The organism is Giesbergeria giesbergeri (assembly GCF_054779375.1).
Genome location: NZ_BAAGYJ010000002.1, coordinates 549,955 through 570,930, shown reverse-complemented (window position 1 = coordinate 570,930; position 20,976 = coordinate 549,955). Strand labels below are relative to the sequence as shown.

General features: G+C 53.9%; 20 protein-coding genes. 1 reads left to right on the top strand and 19 read right to left on the bottom strand.

Annotated elements, in window-relative coordinates; all coding sequences use genetic code 11:
• Window positions 1–137: 137 nt before the first annotated feature.
• The 8 genes from ACYVB2_RS06800 to dapC are packed head-to-tail and all read right to left on the bottom strand — an operon-like array spanning window position 138 to window position 9,416.
• Window positions 138–2,678 carry a DUF7657 domain-containing protein gene (locus ACYVB2_RS06800; RefSeq protein WP_460535823.1) on the bottom strand — a complete coding sequence of 847 codons (2,541 nt, stop codon included), beginning with the start codon at window positions 2,676–2,678 and terminating at the stop codon, window positions 138–140.
• Window positions 2,679–2,698: 20 nt separating this feature from the next.
• Window positions 2,699–3,046, bottom strand: a complete 348-nt coding sequence (locus tag ACYVB2_RS06795) for a DMT family transporter (RefSeq protein WP_382430219.1) — start codon at window positions 3,044–3,046, stop codon at window positions 2,699–2,701.
• Between the two features lie 7 nt (window positions 3,047–3,053).
• On the bottom strand, window positions 3,054–4,034 hold the full coding sequence (locus tag ACYVB2_RS06790) for a glycosyltransferase family 2 protein (RefSeq protein WP_382430221.1): 981 nt from the start codon (window positions 4,032–4,034) through the stop codon (window positions 3,054–3,056).
• Window positions 4,031–4,954 (bottom strand): 50S ribosomal protein L3 N(5)-glutamine methyltransferase, encoded by a 924-nt coding sequence (gene prmB / locus ACYVB2_RS06785; RefSeq protein ID WP_382430223.1) that lies wholly within the window; start codon window positions 4,952–4,954, stop codon window positions 4,031–4,033. Before prmB ends, ACYVB2_RS06790 begins: the two co-directional genes overlap by 4 nt.
• Window positions 4,951–6,120, bottom strand: a complete 1,170-nt coding sequence (gene dapE / locus ACYVB2_RS06780; protein WP_382430225.1) for a succinyl-diaminopimelate desuccinylase — start codon at window positions 6,118–6,120, stop codon at window positions 4,951–4,953. The genes prmB and dapE overlap by 4 nt, the downstream gene beginning before the upstream one ends.
• A 33-nt stretch (window positions 6,121–6,153) precedes the next feature.
• Window positions 6,154–7,323, bottom strand: coding sequence for a PilT/PilU family type 4a pilus ATPase (locus tag ACYVB2_RS06775; protein WP_382430227.1), 1,170 nt, complete (start codon window positions 7,321–7,323; stop codon window positions 6,154–6,156).
• A gap of 54 nt (window positions 7,324–7,377) precedes the next feature.
• Window positions 7,378–8,202: a 2,3,4,5-tetrahydropyridine-2,6-dicarboxylate N-succinyltransferase gene (gene dapD / locus ACYVB2_RS06770; RefSeq protein WP_382430229.1), complete on the bottom strand. Its 825-nt coding sequence runs from the start codon at window positions 8,200–8,202 to the stop codon at window positions 7,378–7,380.
• A gap of 8 nt (window positions 8,203–8,210) precedes the next feature.
• The gene (dapC, locus tag ACYVB2_RS06765; protein ID WP_382430231.1) at window positions 8,211–9,416 is read right to left on the bottom strand and encodes a succinyldiaminopimelate transaminase; all 1,206 of its coding nucleotides are present in this window, start codon (window positions 9,414–9,416) and stop codon (window positions 8,211–8,213) included.
• A gap of 130 nt (window positions 9,417–9,546) precedes the next feature.
• Here dapC and ACYVB2_RS06760 point away from each other — a divergent pair, with 130 nt between their 5' ends.
• Entirely contained in the window at window positions 9,547–11,061 is a 1,515-nt protein-coding gene (locus ACYVB2_RS06760) for a methyl-accepting chemotaxis protein (protein ID WP_382430233.1), read from the top strand.
• Window positions 11,062–11,106: 45 nt separating this feature from the next.
• Here the strand turns inward: ACYVB2_RS06760 and ACYVB2_RS06755 are convergent, their stop codons facing one another.
• The 11 genes from ACYVB2_RS06755 to ACYVB2_RS06705 are packed head-to-tail and all read right to left on the bottom strand — an operon-like array spanning window position 11,107 to window position 20,973.
• A complete protein-coding gene (locus ACYVB2_RS06755; RefSeq protein ID WP_382430235.1) occupies window positions 11,107–11,862 on the bottom strand; it encodes a ParA family protein in 756 nt (251 codons plus the stop codon).
• A 14-nt stretch (window positions 11,863–11,876) separates the two neighbouring features.
• Window positions 11,877–13,094 carry a methyl-accepting chemotaxis protein gene (locus tag ACYVB2_RS06750; protein WP_382430237.1) on the bottom strand — a complete coding sequence of 406 codons (1,218 nt, stop codon included), beginning with the start codon at window positions 13,092–13,094 and terminating at the stop codon, window positions 11,877–11,879.
• A gap of 23 nt (window positions 13,095–13,117) precedes the next feature.
• Complete coding sequence (locus tag ACYVB2_RS06745) at window positions 13,118–13,492, bottom strand: response regulator (protein WP_382430239.1); 375 nt, start codon at window positions 13,490–13,492, stop codon at window positions 13,118–13,120.
• Window positions 13,493–13,506: 14 nt separating this feature from the next.
• The gene (locus ACYVB2_RS06740) at window positions 13,507–13,752 is read right to left on the bottom strand and encodes a hypothetical protein (RefSeq protein ID WP_382430241.1); all 246 of its coding nucleotides are present in this window, start codon (window positions 13,750–13,752) and stop codon (window positions 13,507–13,509) included.
• Complete coding sequence (locus tag ACYVB2_RS06735; protein ID WP_382430243.1) at window positions 13,752–16,454, bottom strand: chemotaxis protein CheA; 2,703 nt, start codon at window positions 16,452–16,454, stop codon at window positions 13,752–13,754. Before ACYVB2_RS06735 ends, ACYVB2_RS06740 begins: the two co-directional genes overlap by 1 nt.
• Window positions 16,451–16,822 carry a response regulator gene (locus ACYVB2_RS06730; protein WP_382430245.1) on the bottom strand — a complete coding sequence of 124 codons (372 nt, stop codon included), beginning with the start codon at window positions 16,820–16,822 and terminating at the stop codon, window positions 16,451–16,453. The genes ACYVB2_RS06735 and ACYVB2_RS06730 overlap by 4 nt, the downstream gene beginning before the upstream one ends.
• Before the next feature lie 3 nt (window positions 16,823–16,825).
• Window positions 16,826–17,326 carry a CheR family methyltransferase gene (locus ACYVB2_RS06725; protein WP_382430512.1) on the bottom strand — a complete coding sequence of 167 codons (501 nt, stop codon included), beginning with the start codon at window positions 17,324–17,326 and terminating at the stop codon, window positions 16,826–16,828.
• Window positions 17,327–17,329: 3 nt separating this feature from the next.
• Complete coding sequence (locus tag ACYVB2_RS06720; RefSeq protein ID WP_382430247.1) at window positions 17,330–17,662, bottom strand: protein-glutamate O-methyltransferase CheR; 333 nt, start codon at window positions 17,660–17,662, stop codon at window positions 17,330–17,332.
• Between the two features lie 6 nt (window positions 17,663–17,668).
• The gene (locus ACYVB2_RS06715; RefSeq protein ID WP_382430249.1) at window positions 17,669–18,301 is read right to left on the bottom strand and encodes a HEAT repeat domain-containing protein; all 633 of its coding nucleotides are present in this window, start codon (window positions 18,299–18,301) and stop codon (window positions 17,669–17,671) included.
• Window positions 18,288–19,400, bottom strand: coding sequence for a chemotaxis-specific protein-glutamate methyltransferase CheB (gene cheB, locus ACYVB2_RS06710; RefSeq protein ID WP_382430251.1), 1,113 nt, complete (start codon window positions 19,398–19,400; stop codon window positions 18,288–18,290). Before cheB ends, ACYVB2_RS06715 begins: the two co-directional genes overlap by 14 nt.
• Window positions 19,401–19,425: 25 nt before the next feature.
• Window positions 19,426–20,973, bottom strand: a complete 1,548-nt coding sequence (locus tag ACYVB2_RS06705; protein ID WP_382430253.1) for a chemotaxis protein CheW — start codon at window positions 20,971–20,973, stop codon at window positions 19,426–19,428.
• Window positions 20,974–20,976 lie beyond the last annotated feature (3 nt).

The following is a 20,976-nucleotide window of genomic DNA, read 5'->3' as shown; positions in this document are numbered from 1 at the left end:
ATAGAAAAAATAAAGAACATAATTTTATGTAATTATTTTTTGCTTTTAATGACATGTTGCTTGGCTTATTATTGATGAGTAGAAAGCTAAATGGCAATTAATTAATTGCCTGAGATTTATTGAAAAATGATCAAATATCAGGGGCTATTGGTTTTTATATCAAACCAATTCCAGCCCCGATAGTTTATTATTTTTTTAAGTGCAGGATGTGTGTGTAAAGCTGTGATTGTTTCTGGAGCAGCAACCAGTTGCGCACCAGTTTTTTCAAAATTAAAGTTTTTCACATCTATTGTTACATGCACCGCATCAAGCTGAGTAGATTTTATATGATGACCATCATTGTTAGGCACATCGCCTAGCGAGAAGGAAAGGTGTTGGTATCGATTGATGGTTTTTTGAATAATTTCTGGTTCAGAAGAAAGTTGTTCCCAAAATTTGAATTGCGGATAATAAAAAACACCACCAACCACAGGAACCCCAGCAGCCAATAAAGCCATTGATTCGGTAGCTCCCGGATTTATGATTAAAACTCTTTTCAATGATTTTTTATCTTCTGAAGAGTATTGAGTAATATTTTGAATTTCTGGGTTTAGTGATATTTGATTGGGTGCTACTGACAACGGATTGAAGTTCCATGTTGCGATAAGATAGATGATGACATTCAGTGCAATTGCCTCTGATATTCTTCTTTGCAATATGCAGTAAGATATAAATAATGAGGCAAATATTATTGCAATAAATAAAATTGGCGATAATGTTGAATAAAAAGATGCAGGTGTAGCCAATAGGCTAATAATTATTGGAGTGACGCTAAAGACCGCTAATCCTATGAGTGCAATAGAATTGTAGATATTAAAATTTGAGCCAGAGATTTCTGTGTCTCTTGACGGAATCAATGCTAATCCAATAATGCAAGCCAATCCGAGTGCCAAGTCTAGCCTTAGAGAAGGAACCATATGCCAAAAGATTAATTTTGCAAACCAGGAGGAAACACCAGTGCAGTAAAAAATTAACAAGAATGAGGTGAAAACTATCCAGCCTAACCAAATTTTATGATGGTTATTTTTTTTGAATAGATAATAAGAAGCTAAAGCAAAAAGAGGAATAAGCGGAAATGTGTAGGAACTAAATTCACTTTCATTCCAAGCACTGTTTCTCAATTCTGTAAGGGTTTCTAAATTTGTATAGCCTCGAAAGATAAGGTGCCAAGGCAATTCACCACCTTGTAATGCTGCGCGTTGTCCTGGGTAAACTGTGGCACGCATTAATGATATTGTATCGTGCGCATCTAACCACCAAGCCAGTAGTATTCCGCTACAGATAAGTATTGCTATGCTAATGCCTGCAAAAACATGTTTATTGAAGTATAAAGTTTTTCGATACTGAAAGATATATGCTATTAAAAATATAGCATAAAAGGATGCAATAGTAATTTGCCATGGTGGGTATAAAACTAATGCAAAGCCTGTCGCCAATAATCCAAGAAAAACACTATGGATATATATGTAAGAATTAGAATTAGTCTTGAGTATTTTTATAAATAGAAAGGTTGCTGCCGTAGGAAAAAAAACGACATAAAGCGGCCAATGTGACCAGCCTGCGGCATAAGGTGCCAAGCAAAATAAAATCGAAAGACCAAGATTACGACCAGATCTTTCTGGAGCAACCGTATTTAATAAAAACCATAGGGCCAGAAGACAACTTATGACAGGAAAAAACCAATACCAACTCAATGCTTGGCGTAGTGGTAAGAAAAAGAAGCCCCACGTAGCAGGACGTCCCAACGCAGATACATGCCAAACAGGAACGCCTGTCATTCCTACAATCAGCATGTTTTGACCTTCAATCCCAAGATTTTTATTCACAATTGGGAAGGAAGGATGATGGTTAACTTGTGCCAGTGCATTGGCGGTCACAACCATCCATTCGTCTGAACGTATAGGCCGCGGCGCAAAAAGCAGATTTTTTGTGCCATCATGAGCTGAAATAAATGGGTGTTCAGATCTTTTGCTATCTCCTATCAAAAGTTGCACAGAAGATCCGCTGATTCCAAAGGCAACTAACAAAAGAAAAAAGGCAATGGAGTAGAAAATGATCGATTTTTTCTTTTTATTAACCCATGTGTTTAAATTTTCAAAAACATTGAATTTTGTATAAAAAAGAAAAATAACTATAGAAATGAGAAAAATAGCAAGAATGAACCAGTGTCGCTTGGGTATCTCTGGGCTAGAAATAAGAATGGAGTCTGATTTCCCAGCAATAATTGGTAAATTAAATGCTGATGTTGATGGAAATGTTGCCGTAACTTTAACTTGATGATGCGCTGAAAATAAATTGATGGGTGCTCGGGCAACGATATTAAAACCTGCATGGCTTGCTTTTGTTGTACCAAAATATTTTGGTAAATCATCGCGTACTACAGAAGTAGATGAAATAATTTCTACTTGTTGGTCATCAATTGTGATTTGAAACTTATCAGGGACTTGTTCTGTACTAGAGTCAAAACTCCAACCTGTAATATGTACAGAATGGTTTGCAAGTTGGTGTTCAATGGTTTCAATGTAACCATAAATTCCAGCCGGAATTTTTTCTTCTGCTTGGGCTAAAGTAATTGGAATGAAGATTGCAAAGAAAATTGCAATTAATAAATTCCAGAAGGTTGATCGATCATTCAACATGCTCGTCGCCACTCTTGAAGTCAGCGAGATGCCATGACTGTGACTGCAATTCCAGAAACAATCAGTGCTGTTCCTACAAAATACATTGGAGCAAAACGTTCCCCAAAGAAAAAGCGACTAGCCAAAGGAACGATAATAAATGCTAATGCCATGAAAGGGTATACTTTGCCTAACTCTGCTTTGCGCAAAATAAGTACCCAACCTATGGATGTAATTCCATAAAGAGCCATTGTTGAGAAGAATATAGCCAATGTTTTAATGTCAAAAAAACTCCCTGATTCATTAATGGCGCTTGCGCTGAATTTAAAAAGAATCTGCCCAGCAGCAATTCCTATCACACATAAAATGGTTAGCAGATAGATGTACATGGTATTTTTATAATTTAATTTTTCGATGCAATACTTTATGTATGGGTCGAGTCGGAGTAGATTCCACATCATGGCCAATAAAAGCCAGTAAAAGCTGTAGCCCTGTGATAATGGGCAGAGCTGCCAGCATCACGGTGCCCGCAGATGAGTATGATTGTAGTGATGTAGATTGAATCCAATGGCTGATACCAAACCATGCACCAAAAAGCAACATTAAAATTCCGGCAGGCAATTCAATTGAAGCCAGTGACATATCCCTTAAATAATAATTATAGAAAATACGCTTGCTAAAGTTAATAGTATGCTTGGCTAAAAACTCAGGAAGAATTTTGCCAATTTTCAGGTTGCTTTCCTCATCTGCGTAATGTGCATCCATAGGGACGTCTACCACCACAGCTTTGAGCGTATTCAGCCGGAACAGCATATCTGTTTCAAAAAAATACCTGCGGCTAATTTTGGAGAAGGGGAGGTGGCTGGCAATTTTGGCGTGAATGGCCGTATATCCATTGGTGGGATCAAAAATATTCCAATACCCAGAGGATATTTTGGTTAGAAATGACAGACCTGCATTGCCAAGCAATCGCAGTCGTGGCATTTGATGAATTTCTTCTAAATCAAAAAAACGATTGCCTTTGGTGTAGTCAGCCTCACCATTAACAATGGGGGAGATGAATGCTGGCAAAAGCTTGGGGTCCATCTGACCGTCACCATCAATTTTGACAATGATGTCATATCCATCATGGATAGCGGCTTGATATCCTGCCATGACCGCCCCGCCTACACCTTGATTTTGTGCATTAAATAGAACGGTTACCCGTGGGTCTTGGCAATGTTGTTGGATAAAAAATCCGGATTTTTCTGGGCAGCAGTCATCGACCGCAAAAATGCCATCTACTTCATGGCCGATGCGTGCGATCACATCAAGAACGTGGTTTGTTACACGATAGCAAGGAATGACAACGGCAACACGAAAGGGCGGTGAACTCATAAATTGGATAAAGCTTGACGGGTGAGTAACAATACTTGGTCTTCTCCAGCACTGGTCTCTAACCAGAATACAGGCAGTTGCGGGAATGCTGCCTCAAAAAAGGCGCGCTCATTGCCAATTTCTAGCACCAGAACCGCGTTTTCCGTCATGTGAGAGGGAGCATCACGCAGCAACTGGCGGATAAAATCCATACCATCCTCACCCCCGGCCAATGCCAGCACCGGCTCAGCCTGATATTCTTTGGGCAGGCGGGCCATGCTGTCGCTATTGACATACGGAGGGTTACACAAAATCAAATCCCAGGGGCCGGGCAATTGCGCCAGTCCGTCAGAGAGTTGCAACGAAATACGCTCTTGCAGCCCATGTCGATGGACATTGATCTGTGCCACTGCCAAGGCATCAGGAGAGATATCGGCACCTGTGACGGCAATGTCGGGCCATGCCATAGCGGCCAATATCGCCAAGCTGCCATTGCCTGTACATAAATCGAGTACCGCATGGGTCTGTTCGCCCAGCCAGTCGTCAAAACCGCCATTGGCGATCAACTCCGCAATGAAGCTGCGCGGCACAATGGCCCGCTCGTCAATATAAAACGGTACGCCTTGTAGCCAAGCCTCTTGGGTGAGGTAAGCGGCGGGTTTACGACTGCGGATGCGTTCGGCAAACAGGGCTGCCACCAGTGCTTGCTGTTCAGCCGTGACAGGTTGATGCTGCACGGCATTGGGTTCGTTGCCATCCAAGGGGGTGTCTAGTGGCAAGCCCAGACGCCACAACACCAGCCAAGCGGCTTCATCTTGGGCATTGGTCGTGCCATGCCCAAACGACACCCCGGCAGTTTGCAAACTGTGGGCGCCAGAGGCCACTAAGGCACCAATGGTGCTTCCTGCAACAGGGGGCAGGGCCAAAACTTGCGCGCTCATGCGAGCGCCGCCACTGCTTGCGCTTGCAGGTTGTGGAGGGTGCGGCAATAGATGTTTTTTAACGGTTCAATGTCAGCCAAGGCGATGTGTTCGTCAATTTTGTGGATACTGGCATTGGGCGGGCCCAATTCAATGACCTGAGGGCAAATGGTGGCAATGAAGCGGCCATCGCTGGTACCACCGGTGGTGGACAGTTCAGTGGCCAGCCCGGTTTCTGTGTGGATGGCTTGTTGGACGGCCTGCACCAGTTCGCCAGGGGTGGTGAGAAAAGGTTGTCCACCGAGTGTCCATTGCAATTCGTATTCGAGGTCATGGCGATCGAGTACGGCATGGACACGCTTTTTGAGGCCTTCGGCAGTGGACTCTGTGCAGAAGCGGAAATTAAAGTCGATGACCACTGCGCCAGGAATGATGTTGCTGGCTCCCGTGCCACCGTGGATGTTGCTCATTTGCCAGCTGGTAGGCTGAAAAAAAGCATTGCCTTCGTCCCAACGCATGGCGGCCAGTTCGGTCAGGGCGGGCACGGCTTCGTGGATGGGGTTGCGGGCCAGATGTGGATAGGCAATATGGCCTTGGATGCCACGCACAGTGAGTTTGCCGCTGAGGGTGCCCCGACGGCCATTTTTGATCATGTCGCCAGTGCGCTTGACGGAAGTGGGCTCGCCAACGATGCAATAGTCCAACCGTTCGCTTCGGGTTTTGAGCTGCTCTACGACAACTTTGGTGCCATCGATCGAGGGGCCTTCTTCGTCGCTAGTGAGCAAAAAAGCCAGGTGGATCAGTGGCTCTGGGGTGGCGGCCAAAAACTCCTCCACGGCGACGACAAAAGCGGCGATGGATGTTTTCATGTCGCTGGCACCCCGTCCATAGAGTTTGCCATCGCGCTGCGTGGGGATGAATGGATCGCTCTTCCATTGCGTTAGCGGGCCAGTGGGCACAACGTCGGTATGGCCGGCAAAAACCACGGTTTTGGCATGGGGCGTTGTTGCGGCCCGTTTGGCCCACAGGTTTTGCACGCGAAAATTGGCGGGGCCGCTGTCCATAGCTTCGCAGACAAAGCCCAGAGGGGTTAGGCGTTCGGTCAAGAGTTGCAGACAACCTGCATCTTCGGGGGTGACAGATGGGCGCGAAATCAGCGCCTCGGCCAGAGACAAGGTCAGGGACATGGATAAAGTTCAGAAGGATGCAGCCACGGTCACTTAAGTGCCCGGTGTGACATCCAGGGTGATTTCGGTGAATGAGGGAACATCATCTTCCCCCTTGGCTTCTTGGGCGGCCTTGTTGGCCTGGGCGGCTTTGGCAGCCAGAGAAAAGTCGTTTTGCAAACGCCACATCAGGTTGGTAGGAGAGTCGGCATAGGCCAGACCTTCCTTACGGTCGATGCGGCCTTCCATAATCAGGCGGGCCAAATCTTCTTCAAAGGTTTGCGAGCCTTCGGCCATTGATTTTTCCATGGCCTCTTTGACGCCAGAAAAATCGGCCTTTTCGATCAGTTCCGAGACCAATTTGGTGTTGAGCATGACTTCGACGGCAGGCACACGAGCGCCAGCAGCAGTGCGCACCAACCGTTGCGTGACCACCGCCTTGAGTGCCGAGGATAAATCGCTGAGCATGGTGGCGCGCACCTCGACCGGATAAAAACTCAAAATCCGGTTGAGTGCATGGTAGCTGTTGTTGCCGTGTAGCGTAGCCAGGCACAGGTGGCCGGACTGGGCGTAGGCAATGGCCGCCGACATAGATTCACGATCTCGGATTTCGCCGATCAGAATCACATCCGGGGCTTGGCGCAGGGCGTTTTTCAGTGCAATCTGCATGGATTGCGTGTCGCTGCCTACTTCACGCTGGTTGACGATGGATTTCTTGTTGCGGAACTGAAATTCCACAGGGTCTTCAATCGTCAGAATGTGGCCAGTTTGCAAACTGTTGCGTTTGTCAATCATGGCGGCCAGCGTGGTGCTTTTGCCAGAGCCTGTGGCCCCGACGACCAGCACCAGCCCGCGCTTTTCCATGATCAAGTCGCCCAGCACGGGTGGCAAGTTCAGATCTTGCAGGTTGGGTACTTCTTGGGCAATAAAACGCACTACTACGGCATAGCTGCCACGTTGGCGCATGGCACTGACCCGAAAACGCCCCACCCCCGAGATGGGCACGCCCATGTTCAGTTCGCCGGTCTCTTGCAACTCTTCAATGCGCTCAGGTGCCACCACTTCCGACAGCAGATTGCGCGGTGCGTCAGGCGGCAAAATCTGGTTGTTGATGGGGATGCACTCGCCATTGATTTTGATCAGTGCCGGTGCATTGGCTGAGAGATAGACATCGGAAGCCTTCTTCTCGGCCATCAGGCGCAAGATGCGCTCCATCGTGCTCATGTGCAGTCCCCAAAAGGTAGTGGTGTGGGTGTGCAGGCGGCTGCGGCGGCGGTATCAGTCGCGCAGCAGGTCGTTCAGGCTGGTTTTGGCGCGGGTTTGGGCATCGACACGCTTGACGATGATGGCTGCATACAGGCTGTAGCGGCCATCGTCTTTGGGCAAGCTGCCAGAAATAACCACAGAACCAGCAGGCACGCGACCATAACTGATCTCTCCGGTGGCGCGGTCGTAGATGGGGGTGCTTTGGCCGATATAGACGCCCATGCTGATGACGGAGTTTTCTTCGACGATCACGCCCTCGACCACTTCGGAGCGAGCGCCAATAAAGCAGTTGTCTTCAATGATGGTGGGGTTGGCTTGCAGTGGCTCCAATACGCCACCCAGACCAACACCACCGGACAGGTGAACGTTTTTGCCGACTTGGGCACAAGAGCCTACGGTGGCCCAAGTATCGACCATAGTGCCCTCATCGACATAAGCACCGATGTTGACGTAGGAGGGCATCAGAATGGCGCCTTTGGCAATGAAACTGCCACGGCGGGCCACAGCCGGGGGCACTACGCGCACGCCGGTAGCGGCGATGTCGGCTTCGCTCATACCTTCGTATTTGGTGGGCACTTTGTCAAAAAAGTTGAGCGCGCCCGATTGCATGAGTACGTTGTCTTTGAGGCGGAAGGACAGCAGCACTGCCTTCTTAATCCACTGGTGTACTGTCCATTGGCCTACGCCTTCGCGTGTGGCGACGCGCAATTGACCGTCGTTGAGTTGGGCAATGACATGTTCGACGGCATCGCGTACCTCGGCTGGTGCTACCGCTGGCGACAAGTTGGCGCGGTTGTCCCAAGCGGCTTCGATGATGCTTTGCAGTTGTTGGCTCATGGTAAAAATCAGGGGTTGGATTGGATAAATTGCACGATGCGTTGGGCGGCTTCTAGGCATTCGGCGGTTTCGGCCACCAAGGCCATACGGATACGCCCTTGACCGGGGTTGAAGCCTTGGGCCTCGCGGGCCAAGTAGCTGCCGGGCAAAACCGTGACATTGTATTGAGCCAGCAGCTCTCGGGCGAAGTCGGTGTCGCTGCCATTCCAGCGATGTGGCACAGCAGCCCAGAGGTAAAAACCAGCATCGGGCAGGGCTACATCCATCACACTGGCCAGTAATGGTGTGACTTGGGCAAACTTGGCGCGGTATTGGGCGCGGTTGTCAATGACGTGTTGTTCGTCGTTCCAAGCGGCGATGCTGGCGGTTTGCACTACTGGACTCATGGCGCTGCCGTGGTAGGTGCGGTAGAGCAAGAATTGTTGCAGGATGGCGGCATCACCCGCAACAAAGCCGCTGCGCAGGCCGGGTACGTTGCTGCGCTTGGACAGACTGGTAAAGGCCACCAAACGTTCAAAGCCGGTACGGCCCAATTGGATGGCTGCTTCTAAACCGCCCAATGGCGGTTCGTCACGGAAATATATCTCGCTGTAGCATTCGTCTGAGGCAATGACAAAGCCGTAGCGATCGCTCAGGGCGAACAGCTTGCGCCATTCGTCCAGTGGCATCACGGCTCCGGTGGGGTTGCCAGGGGAGCAAACGTAAAGCAGTTGGGTGCGTTGCCAAACCTCTGGGGGTACGCTGTCCCAATCGACGGCAAAGTTGCGCGCTGGGTTGCTGGGCGCATAGTAAGGAGTGGCCCCTGCCAACAGGGCTGCGCCTTCGTAGATTTGGTAGAACGGATTGGGGCAGACGACCGTGGCACCTTCGCGCGTGGGGTCAATCACGGTTTGGGCAAAGGCAAACAGTGCTTCGCGCGTACCATTGACTGACAGTACCTGTGTGCTCGGATCAACCTCGACACCATAGCGGCGTTGTAGCCAGTTGGCACAGGCCTGGCGCAGGGCGGGGGTGCCAGTGGTGGCAGGGTAGCCTGATAAGCCGGTGCCCAACGCTGCCGTGAGGGCTTGCTTGACCAGCTCAGGGGCGGCATGTTTGGGTTCACCAATCCCTAAGCTGATGGCGCGATAGGCTGGGTTGGGGGTGATGGGGGAAAAGAGTTCGCGCAACCGCTCGAAGGGGTAGGGCTGCAAACGCGAGAGCAAGGGATTCATACCCTTGATTATCGGGGATGTCAGTGGTGCGCAAGCAACTGTCATGACCATGCCGGCTTGCTTGGCTGTGGCTCTCGGGCGCCACGGTCAAGGTGGCATCGCTTAAAAATACCTATTGGAGACAAGCCCCATGTCTGGATTTTCACTGTTGCACCCAGGGGTGTGGCTGATGCGGCGTTTGCGTCTGCCCGGAAAAATGCTGTTGTTGGGCGGCACTTTTGTGTTGGGCTGGTTGGTGCTGGGCTTAGGGGTGATGTGGGGAGGTAGCAGCATCACCCTCGGTGCCATTGCTCTCTTGACGCTGCTGTGGCTCTTGTATGCTCTTTTTGCCTTTCATGCCAGTTTGGCAGCAGATTTGCGTGGCTTGGCCCAAGCGATGGAGCAGGCGATTGCTGGAAATCTGTGCGTGCAGGTGCCCGTGCATGGCCGCGATGAGTTGGCGGGGCTGGCGCGTTTGTTTGATCGGTTGCTGCTGACGCTGTCGTCGATGGTGGCCGATATTCGCAGCAATGCGGCGCTGGTGGCAACAGCGGGTCAAGCATTGGCCGCCGATAACCGTGCCTTAGAAGCACGCACGGAACAACAGGCGGCCAATTTGGCACAAACGGCAGCCAGTGTGGAGCAAATGTCGGCCTCGGTGCAAAGCAGTGCCCAAGCGGCGCGCATGGCCGATGAGCATGCCAGCGAGGTGAGCCATGCCACTGGCAAGGGCACAGAGGGTATGGCATTGGCGGTGCGGTCGGTACAAACCATTGAACAAGATGCACGCCGGATGAACGAAATCATTGGCGTGATTGATGGTATTGCGTTTCAGACCAATATTTTGGCGCTCAATGCCGCTGTAGAAGCAGCCCGCGCTGGAGAAGCTGGGCGTGGCTTTGCGGTGGTGGCTTCTGAGGTGCGGATGCTGGCTGGGCGCTCCAGTGCTGCTGCGCGTGAAATTCGCAGCCTGATCCAAACGACCGTGCAGCAGGTGGTAGCCAGTGCCGACACTATTCGTGCCGCTGGAACGGGCATTGGCCTGATGGCAGAGGGCATCCAAGGGGTGGCGGCGGGGATGTCTGATATTTCAGCCTCCACGGCGCAACAAAGCACCGGGCTGCAAGAAATAAGCCAGGCGGTGCGCCAACTCGACCAGATCACACAAGAAAATGCCCAAATGGTAGCGTTGGCGGTGCAACAGGCCAATACCTTAGAAGATCGAGCCAGCACCCTGACGGAGGCGGTGGCCCGGTTCCGCTTGCAACAGGGTACGGCCGATGAGGCCGTGGCCTTAGTGCAACGGGCATTGACTTTGCGTCAGCGGCTATCGGGAGATGCTTTTTTGCGCACCCTGAGCGATCCTACCCAGCCTTACCATGACCGGGATATGTATGTCTTTGTCTTGGATTCCGATGGCGTCTACCATGCTTTTGGCGGCAACCCGCAGCGGGTGGGCACCAGGGTGCAGGATGTGCCCGGTATTGCTGGGGATGCCTTGGTGTATGACATTGTGGCGCAGGGCGATCGTGGGCCGGGTTGGGTGGAGTACGATTTTCGCAACCCAGTGACGGGTGCTGTACAGGCCAAAATGTCGTATGTTCAACGCGTGGACGACAACCGATATTTGGGCTGTGGTGTTTACAAAGGTTTGGTGCAACGCTGAGCGTGCTGGCTCACTGCGGCTGGAGCGGTGTGTATCTTTGGTGCTTTACCAGCGCAGCAGCAGGGCATCGACGGCCTCTGTGTAATCGGCAGCGGCGCGGCTTTTGGGCGCGTAGTAACGTAGCGGTTGCCCAGCCGCAAAGGCTTCAGCCACCCGAATATCATTTCGGATTCCAGGCAACATGCGGTTGCGGCCAAATTGTTGCCCTAGCCCTTCTTGTACCTGGCGGTGCAAATTGATGCGGGTGTCTAACATCACCGGCAGGAAGCCCAATACACGCAAATCCTCATTGCTGCCGCGGCTGGCTATTTTGAACAATACCCGTGCCAATTGCCGTACACCCTCACCAGCCAGAAAATGGGGTACGAAAGGAATCAATACCCTATCGGCAGCGCACAGGGCGTTGAGCAGCAAAGCATCCAAGGATGGTGGGGTGTCTAGCACAATGGTGTCGTAAGCCTGTGCCAGCCCTGTGTGGTGCAGGGCGTTGCGCAACAGCAATTCACCCACTTGCCCAGAGCCATGTTCAAACAACGGATCTCCGGGGATCAAATCTAACCCCGCCCACCCGGTGTGCAGTACGGCATCTTGCAAGGAATGGCGCCCAGCCATAAAACCATGCAGGGTTGGGGTGTCTCGGCCTATGCTGAGACCAACACCATAGGCGCAATGGGCTTGGGTATCCATGTCGATCAACAGCACACGCTGCCCCCTGGCATGGAGCTCTGCGGCGATGTTGACGGCGCTGGAGGACTTGCCGGTGCCGCCCTTGCGGTTGCTCACAATCAGGGTGCGTGCCATATCTGTTGCTGGTGTCAGAAGAGTTCGATTTTGGGGCGCTCGTCTGCTGCCCCAGCTTGGGCGGTGGTGGCGCCGGTGATTGCTTGGTGGGTGTCGCGCTGGCTTTGCATGACGTAGTTTTGTATCTGTGCCTCTAGCCGCTCTTTGAGCGTGGTCATGGTTTCTTGATCCCAAGGATGATCCAGCAATTGATCGGCAAGGTTTTGTAAATGCTGATCAAGCTCGGCCATCGCTGATTGCACATGTTCGACCCGCTGGCGCATCACATCATGGAATTGCATCTGCCCCATCGCATCGGTCAGGGAGCCAGAGAGTACCTGTTGGCCTTGGGCCACTCCGGCAATGATTTCTTCCATGTGCTGTTCAGCTTTGGCAAACCGATCCTGCATTTCTTCGATATCTGCCAAGACCCGGCGCATGTTGCCAGTGGAGGCGTGGCGCTGGCTGGTATCCAGGGCTTGGGCCAACTCGCTGTCGATGCCATCGGTGGCTCCGGAAATTTTGCTGGCAATTTCTTTGGCTGCCGCGGCGGTGCGAGTGGAAAGGGCACGAATTTCTGCAGCCACCACTGCAAAGCCTTTGCCACTGGGGCCAGCCCGGGCTGCTTCAATGGCCGCATTGATGGCAAGAAAGTTGGTTTGTTGCGCTACGCTTGCAATCACATTGACCAAGTCGGACAGTTTCTTGACTTCTTGCAGGCGCCGGATGCGTACCACATTGCTGTTTTCATCGGCTTCCATTTTGTCGACAAACATCTTCAAGATGGCACCCAGTTGTCGGTCGATCAGCACCTTGTCACGGAAGATTTGCGTGACTTCAACCCCTTTTTCTTGGGAAGCTGTGATACGGTTGACTTGTGCTGTGGAGTTGCTATGCATCTGGTGGAGTGTGCTGATCAGACCAACCACCCCTTCCTCGGTTTGTTGCAGGGCACCTTGGAGCTGTTCACGCATGACCCCCAGATAGGGCACCACCTGTCGCAGTTCATCTACCGCCACATCGACGGGCATGTGCTCTTGGTGCTGGTGGTGGGTGGGACGGCGTTTTTGGAGTCGCAACAGCAGGTAGTACAAGAGGGAACTGATGAGTGCGGTTCCCCCGGCAGATACCCATGCCAAGACCCAAGGGCTAGGCTGCCAAGGCAGCCACAGCACTACACAGGCGACAGCGGTAGCCGTGAGCGCAGAGACCAGCAGAAGACGCCAGAAGTCGGTGGATGGACGAGTTCCCATAGTGCCCCCCTTCCTGCCAGTGCTCAGGCACCAGGCAGCACCTTCTTGACGATCTTGACCAGATCGGGGCCAGACACTGGTTTGACCAGCCAACCCGTAGCACCAAGCCGTTTGCTCTCATCGCGTTTTTTGGGATCGCTCTCAGTCGTCAGGGTCAGGATGGGGGTAAAGCGCAGGCCAGGCAGCCCTTTGACTTGGCGAATCAGCTCCATGCCATCCATGCGTGGCATGTTGATGTCGGTGATGATCAAGTCGGGTTTGAAGCCGCCTTTGAGTTTGGTCAATGCTTGGAGGCCATCGCTGGCAGTCTCGACCTTGAAGCCATTGAGTTCCAGATTGGACTTGAGACTCATGGTCATGGTCAGGGAGTCGTCAACGATAAAAATAGTTTTAGGCATGAAAACAAGGTGCTTCAGGCACCACTTGGAACAAGAATAGATTGCAGAAACTGTGTCAGCACCGGATCGGTGGGCCAGGCATCGATACGGGTGTTGGCCGCCAGCAGGACTTGTAGATTGGCAGGGTGCAGGTGTTCGCAGCCAGAGAGGTCGGCGGTGGCAGCCGGTTTTTTCTGTAGCCATTCGAGCAGGGTTTCGGCTTCTTCAACGCCAATCACCCCCTGCAACAGCACTTGCTTTTTGCGAAATTCAAACGGCATCAGAGCATCTCCTTGACGTTGAGCACCATGAGTACCGAACCATCACCCATCAAGGCCGAACCGGCATACAGACCGATGTTGGACAGCACGCCCTCCAAGGGTTTGAGGATGATGTCGGCAGTTTCGCAGAAATCATCCACCAGCACTGCATATTCATCGCTGTCATTGGTGAGCGGAGGGGGGGCCAGACTCAGCAATCGGTTGAGCGATTTGAGTGGCACAACCCGCCCGCGCAACACGGTGACCATCCCCTGTTTGATCTGGCGGGTGTTGCTACGTGGTACGCGCACGGTTTCGACCACCACATCCATCGGAATGCCAAAAACTTGGCCGTCGGCCTCGATGGTCATGACATTGGTGACGGCCATTGACAATGGCAGAGACAACCGGACGCGGGTGCCTTGGCCCAGCCAGCTCTCTAGTGCAATGCTACCGTTAACCCGGTCGATGGCGGTGCGAACCACATCCATGCCCACACCCCGGCCCGATAGTTCTGAAACCGATTCAGCGGTGGAAAAACCGGGCAAGAAAGTCAGGTTGATGGCCTCTTGGTCGCTGATGCGCTCGAGTGTGGTTTCATCGATCAGGCCTTTCTCGTAGGCTTTGCGCTTGATGAGTTGTGGGTCAATGCCTTTGCCATCGTCACTTACCTCGATCACGACCCGGTCGGCTTCTTGGCGCGCACTGATGCGCAGGGTGCCTTGGGCAGGTTTACCCGCGGCCAAACGCACCTCGGGCTGCTCGATGCCGTGGTCCATGCTGTTGCGCACCATGTGAACCAGTGGATCGCCCATGGCTTCAATGATGTTTTTGTCGGCGGCGGTGTCTTGGCCCTCCATCACCAGCTCTATTTCTTTGCCAAGGCGCCGTGCCGTGTCACGCACCAATCGGGGAAAACGCTGGAATACAAAAGACACGGGCAACATGCGCACCTGCATGATGGCGTCTTGCATTTCTTCGGAAATGCGATTGATCACTGCATATTGGGCTTTGATCTCGCGCGACAGTTCGCGCATGCCGTATTGCGTTTCGGCACGGTTAGCCAGATAGGGAATGGCGTTTTTAGCCACCACCATTTCGCCGATCAGGTTCATCAGCCGATCAATTTTGACTTGATCGACCTTCAGGCTCTTGGCGCTGAGGTGGTCATCGCTGCGGCGGCCCATTTTCATATCACCATCGCCGCTCTCAGGGGGCGGGGCGGTGTTGCCAGGTGCTGTGTCTGGGGCTGCGGGGGGGCGGGTAGATGCCAGCTCTACCGGCGGGCCTGGCGGTGCGGGGGTGGCGACCAACGTTGCTTCTGTGGCAGGCATTGCCACTGATGCCACCGGCTCCAAGGGCGCTGGAAAAGCGTCTTCTAGCCAAATAGCCAGTGGTGCCGAGGTGGTTTGTTGCAGTGCGTCTTGTAGGGCTGCTTGCAACTGAGGCAGCTCTGCACTGCGCCCGGCAGCCCGCAAGCAAGGAGCCAATGAGGCAAAGACCCCCTTGAGCCGACCAGCTAGCCAGGGATCGTTGTCGGGCAGGGCCAATACTTCGCGTTGCACGGCCAGCAACTCGTGCAGGGTGTGCTGGTTGATATCCAGAGGGGCAGGGGTTGCTGCAACTGGGGCAACGGGGGGTGGGGCCACCGTTGGCACGCCGCACAGGATGGGGTTCCAGTCGGGTGCTTGCTGTTCGCGCAGCGACACCACCAACGTTTCGATTGTGTGCGGATCGGGGTTGGGGCTTTGCAACAGTATCTGCATCCATCGCAGCGCGGAGGCCAGCCACAAGTTGCTGTTGGACAGCTCCAGCATTAACCGAACGGTGCGTTCCAATCCGGCCAAGTCATGTCGGCGTACAAAGTCTAGTGCATCGGTCACAAAGTCTTCATACACTGGGCCACCGTTGAGCTCTCCGCTAGGCAGCACCAAGGCGAGTGCGGGCAGGGGCAGAATCTCGATCTGCTCAGGCACATAGCGGAAATGGGTTTCAATCTCACTGCGCAGTGCCACGGTCAGCACGGCAAAGTCGAGCTGGCAGTTGTAGGCGTCGAGCGTGATCAGCGGGGGCCAAGATTGTCGGGCGCTGATGCCGCCCCACAGCAAGCCCGGTGTCAATCGGGCTTGGTGCAAAGGGTCTTCACCTTGAAAGAAGCAACCTGCATCAGGGCCATAACGCACCCACAGCAGGGGTTCGCCAGCTTGGGCACGTTGCCATGCTTGTTGGCGCACTTCTTCAGGTACACGCAGCAGCTCTGCGGGGCTGGGCAGGGTGGGGGCTGCTGGTTTGGTGGCAGGGCTGGAGACCGTGTGGCTGTTATCGCTGTCTGGTGGTGGCAACACGATCAGCGCACGCAGTGCCGCAGCGAGTTGTGCTGCTTGCGTGGCGGTGGCAGGGTCGGAGGGATGTTCTTTTTCGATCTCATCGCATAGCCGCCCGACAAAATCCATGGCGTCCAGCAACCGATCGGCCAAATCGGGAGAGTAGGCCACCTGACCGTGGCGCACGGCGTCCATCAGATCTTCGCCAGCGTGCAGCACCCGGGTCATCTCTGGGAAGTCAAACAGGCCACTGTTGCCCTTGAGGGTATGCACTAACCGAAAGAGCTGGGTCATCAGTTCCGCATCATCGGGGGCATGCTCCAACTGCATCAGCTTATCGCCAATGCCTTCGAGGGCATCGCGGGCCTCGGGCAAAAACTGTTCCAGCAGGCTGTTCATTCTTCGGCCTCCCCTAGCAACAGGGCAATGGGTGCCACCAATTGCTCGGGGCGAGTGGGTTTGACCAGATAGAGGTTGGCCCCAGCGGCATAGGCACGTTTGCGGTCTTCGGCGCTGGCTTGGGTTGAGATCATGATGGCAGGCATTTGTGCGATGTCTTGGCGGCGCAGTTCCCGCAGGAAGCCATAGCCATCAAGCTTGGGCATGTTGACATCGACCAGATACAGGTCAAATGGTGTCAGCAGTACCTTTTCTAAGGCTTCCAGGCCATTGATGGCCTCTTCCACCTCGTAGCCTGCCGCCTCCAGAATGCCCCGGTGGTACATACGTACAGTAGCGGCATCGTCAATGATCAAAATGCGTTTCACGGCTTACTCCATCGGTTTCTGGTAGACGATGGCCTCAGGAAATTTACGTACACGGTAAAGCGAGGAGATGCGGCTCATCGATTCAGAATGGCCCAGACAGATAAAACCACCCGGCCTGAGCGCGTCATAAAAGGTTTCTGCGGCGGCCTTGCGTGAAACATCGTCAAAATAGATCAGCAGGTTGCGGCAAAAGACGATGTCAAAGTCGCGGTAGGGGCGGGTGTCGGCACGGTTAGATAGGTTGACCCGCGTGAACTCCACCGCCGAGCGCACATCATCACAGAGCTGGTAGTTGTGGCCGCTGCGCCGAAAATACTTTTGCAAGTAGGTGATGGGCATTTGTGCCACCGATCGCTCTGAAAACAACCCAGCTCGGGCCAAGTTCAGAATGTCGGTATCGATGTCAGAGGCGATGATCTCTACATCGTGGTGTTCCAATCCGGCCCAGCGTTCGAGTAGACAGATGGCAATCGAATAGGGCTCCTCGCCTGAGGATGAAGGAATGACCTAGATGCGCAGTGGCCCATCATGCTGCTTGCGTGTCAATAAATCAGGCAGTATGGAGTTGACGAGGCAACGAAACTGGTACTCCTCGCGAAAGAAATAGGTTTCGTTGACGGTCATCAGGTTGGTGAGGTTTTGTAGTTCTTCGCCCGATGCCTGAAAACGCAGCATCGTAAAGTAATGGCGAAATGAGGCGTTGCCAGTGGCGGCCATGCGCTCTAGCAGGCGCTTATCCACAAAATAGCGTTTGCTCAGATCAAACTGGATGCCAGTCTTGCGGTAGAAGAATTCACGAAACTTTCCAAAATCTTCATCACTGAGGGTGGGCGTGGTCATGGGGCCTCACTCTTGCAGAATGCGCTTGATAGCCAGATCCGCGGCAAACTGGATATAGGGCTCTGCGGCAAAGCGGGTTTTGAGCTGGCGCAGGGGCTCTAGTGCGGCGCTGGAGCCCACCTCGCCAAGCAAATCCACAGCGGTGGCGCAAACGTTGACGTGGGGATCGTGGGTAATGACGGTGATGAGCCAGTTTTCTACCTCAGGGTGGCGCAGCGATTCGAGCACATTGACGGCAAAGATGCGCATGTCACTGTTGTCGTCGCTGAGCAGTTGACGCATGATGGGCGCCACGGCTTGGGGCAGTTGTTTGAGCGCCTCAATCGACTCGTTGCGCAGGGCCGCGTCTTGGCTGCGCAGGCATTGCACCAGCCCTGCAACGGCGGTGGCGTCTCCCACACGCACCAGGGTGGTAAGCATTACTTCGCGCACCGAATGATCGGTTTCTTGTAGCAGCCCGGCCACGATAGCGCCGCTGCTGCTAGGACAGTCCAGCAGATCGCGCGCAGCCCACCGCCGAGCCTCTGGACGCGGGTCGTTTAACTGGGCCAGCAACAATGGACAATCGCGTTCGGGCCGCTCTGGCAGATGCAGTTGTGCGGGAGCAATAGCCGGTGTTGGCGGTTTAATGAGGGCCATGGTCTGTCCTTGTGGAGCGGGTAGCCCAAGCGTTGAGCTGGTTGGCGATTTTGTCCAGTGGCAGCACGATAGAGGCACCGCCTTGTTGTATCAGGGCGGCGGGCATGCCAAAAACCACAGCAGTGCTGTCGGATTCGGCAATGGTGCGCCCACCATGTTGGTAAATTTGGCTGAAGGCCTGCGCACCATCATCGCCCATGCCTGTCAGCAGCACTGCAATCAGGTGCTTGGCGTTCACATGTTGCAAGGCACTGCGCCCCAGCATTTCTACCGATGGGTGCCATAAATATTCAGCAGAGGCGGGCTTAGGCAACACCATCAGGGTGCCCGCCCGGCGGGCCAGCACCATGTCAGCAGAACCCTTGGCAATGTAGATGCGTCCGGTGGACACAGGCATGGGGCTGGTGACTTCTACCACTTCTAGCGGACAGACAGTATTGAGGCGGTGGGCAAACGGCCCGGTGAAGGTGGCAGGCATGTGTTGTGCTACCAGTACCGGCCAAGGAAAGTCGGCGGGCAAGGCAGGCAGCAACTCTTCCAAGGCACGGGGGCCGCCGGTAGAGACACCGATCAACAGCAGGTCTTCGCAGATCAGTCCAGATTGGTGGGCCAAGGCGCTGGCTCGGCGCTGGTGTTCGTCGCGCAGGCGTTGGCTCAAACCTTGCACCGCCCCGCCGCTGCGGCGGCGAGCGGTGGCCGCAGTGGGGCGGGATTTGGCTGCGGCGCGTACCTTAGCCACCAAATCGGCCTGTATTTCTTGGATGGACAGCGAGATCGTGCCATCCGGTTTGGCCACATAGTCTATGGCCCCTAAGTTCATCGCTTCCAGCGTGACCAAGGCACCTTTTTCGGTCAGTGATGAGACCATGATGACCGGCACGGGGCGCTCGGCCATCATGAGTGACAGCGCCGTGATGCCGTCCATCTCTGGCATATTGATGTCCAGCGTGACCACATCGGGTAAAAAGCTGCGGTTTTGCTCCACGGCTTCGGCTCCGTTGTGGGCTTGGCGGATCTCGAAATCACCCTCTGCTTGGAATAGCGCCGGGAGTTGACGGCGCATGAGCGCGGAGTCATCCACAATCAACAGTTTGATCATCTATCGTCATCTCTCCCCTGGAGTGCTAGGTAGCGATAGTGGCCATAGAGGACAGTTCGGCGGCGGCGAGCAGGTGGTTGGGGTCGAGCAATTGCAGCATCCGCTTTTGCTTTTCTAGGTTGGCCATGCGTGCTAACAGCGTTGCCTGTTCCTGAGACAGATGGGGCGCTGGCTCAATGGCTTGGCGGGGTACTTTGAGCACTTCAGCCACGGCATCGACAATAAAGCCAGTGCGTACATTCTGGATCAAAAACACCATGATGCGCTGCCCATCGTTGCGCGCTACTGTGGGCAGCCCCAAACGGCGGCGCAGGTCAATCACTGGCAGTACGGCACCACGCAGATTGATGACCCCTTCTACCGCAGCAGGAGCTTTGGGCACATGGGTCAGGACTTCGGGCACCCGCACAATTTCTTGCACGCTGTCAATGGGTACGCCAAACTCTTCGGTGCCCAGTCGGAACACCACCACCTGTTCATCGTCGCCAGATTGGCTGTGGTTGGTGTCGCTGGTGCGCAAAGTAGGGTCATGGCTGTTCACGGTGCTCAGAGCCTCCTTGATGGCCGAATGGCGAAAAAGGTTGTCGGTAGAAATGATGGATACCAAGCGTTTGCCATCGCTAAGGCGGCAGATGTCGGTAATGTCGGCCATATCACTGTCGCGGGCCAGCAAACTCGGCATGGATTCCACATTGCGCCGAGGTACACGCAGCACCTCGTTGACGTTGTCCACCACAATGCCCACGGAAGCCCCTCGGATAGAGACGACCACAATGCGACTTTGCTCGTTGGCCGATTGGTTGGCCAAACCAAACATGCGTCGCAACGAAACCAGTGGCAGCAGGCGTTGGCGCAGCGTCATGACCCCCAACACATGGGACTGGGAATGAGGTACCTGCACGATTTGCTCGGGCACCTGCACAATTTCTTGCACATCTTCAATGGCAATCGCGTATTCCTGCCCTGCAACGGCAAAACTGACCAAATGCAGCTCTTCTTCGCTGGCGCGGCTTTGTTCGTCGCTATTGGCAGAGGCCAACAGCCCGCCTTGGCGGTTGCCTCCCAGGTGGGCAAACTCTTGGGCAATCAGTTTCTGGAAGTTGAGCACCATCACCATAGCGTGCCCCCCCACATCTTTGATCAGACCCGAGAGCAGTTCGGTATTGACCGTGCCTTGGATGCCTGCCACGTCTTCAATTTGGTTGGCATCGACACCCACCACGCTGGCTACGCGATCGACGACAAAGCCCATCGGTTGCCCTAAGTTGATGACCACGGCCCGCGAGGTGTCGTCGGCTGTGCGGTCGGCAAAACCCAACGCCCGGCGCAACGAGACAATGGGCAGCACCTTACCCCGCAGGTTGGCTAAACCTTCCAGAGTGGGTGGAGACAGGGGAACACGCACCACATCAGGCACGCGAATGATTTCTTGTACCGGTGCCATTTCGACAGCAAACACCTCATCCCCGGTCATGAAGGTGACGTATTGGCGGGTATCTGAGGACTGGAGGATGGTATGGCTCTCTGCCGATGCGCAGGAGGTATCGGGGTCGGCGTAGGTTTCGCTGCTCATGTG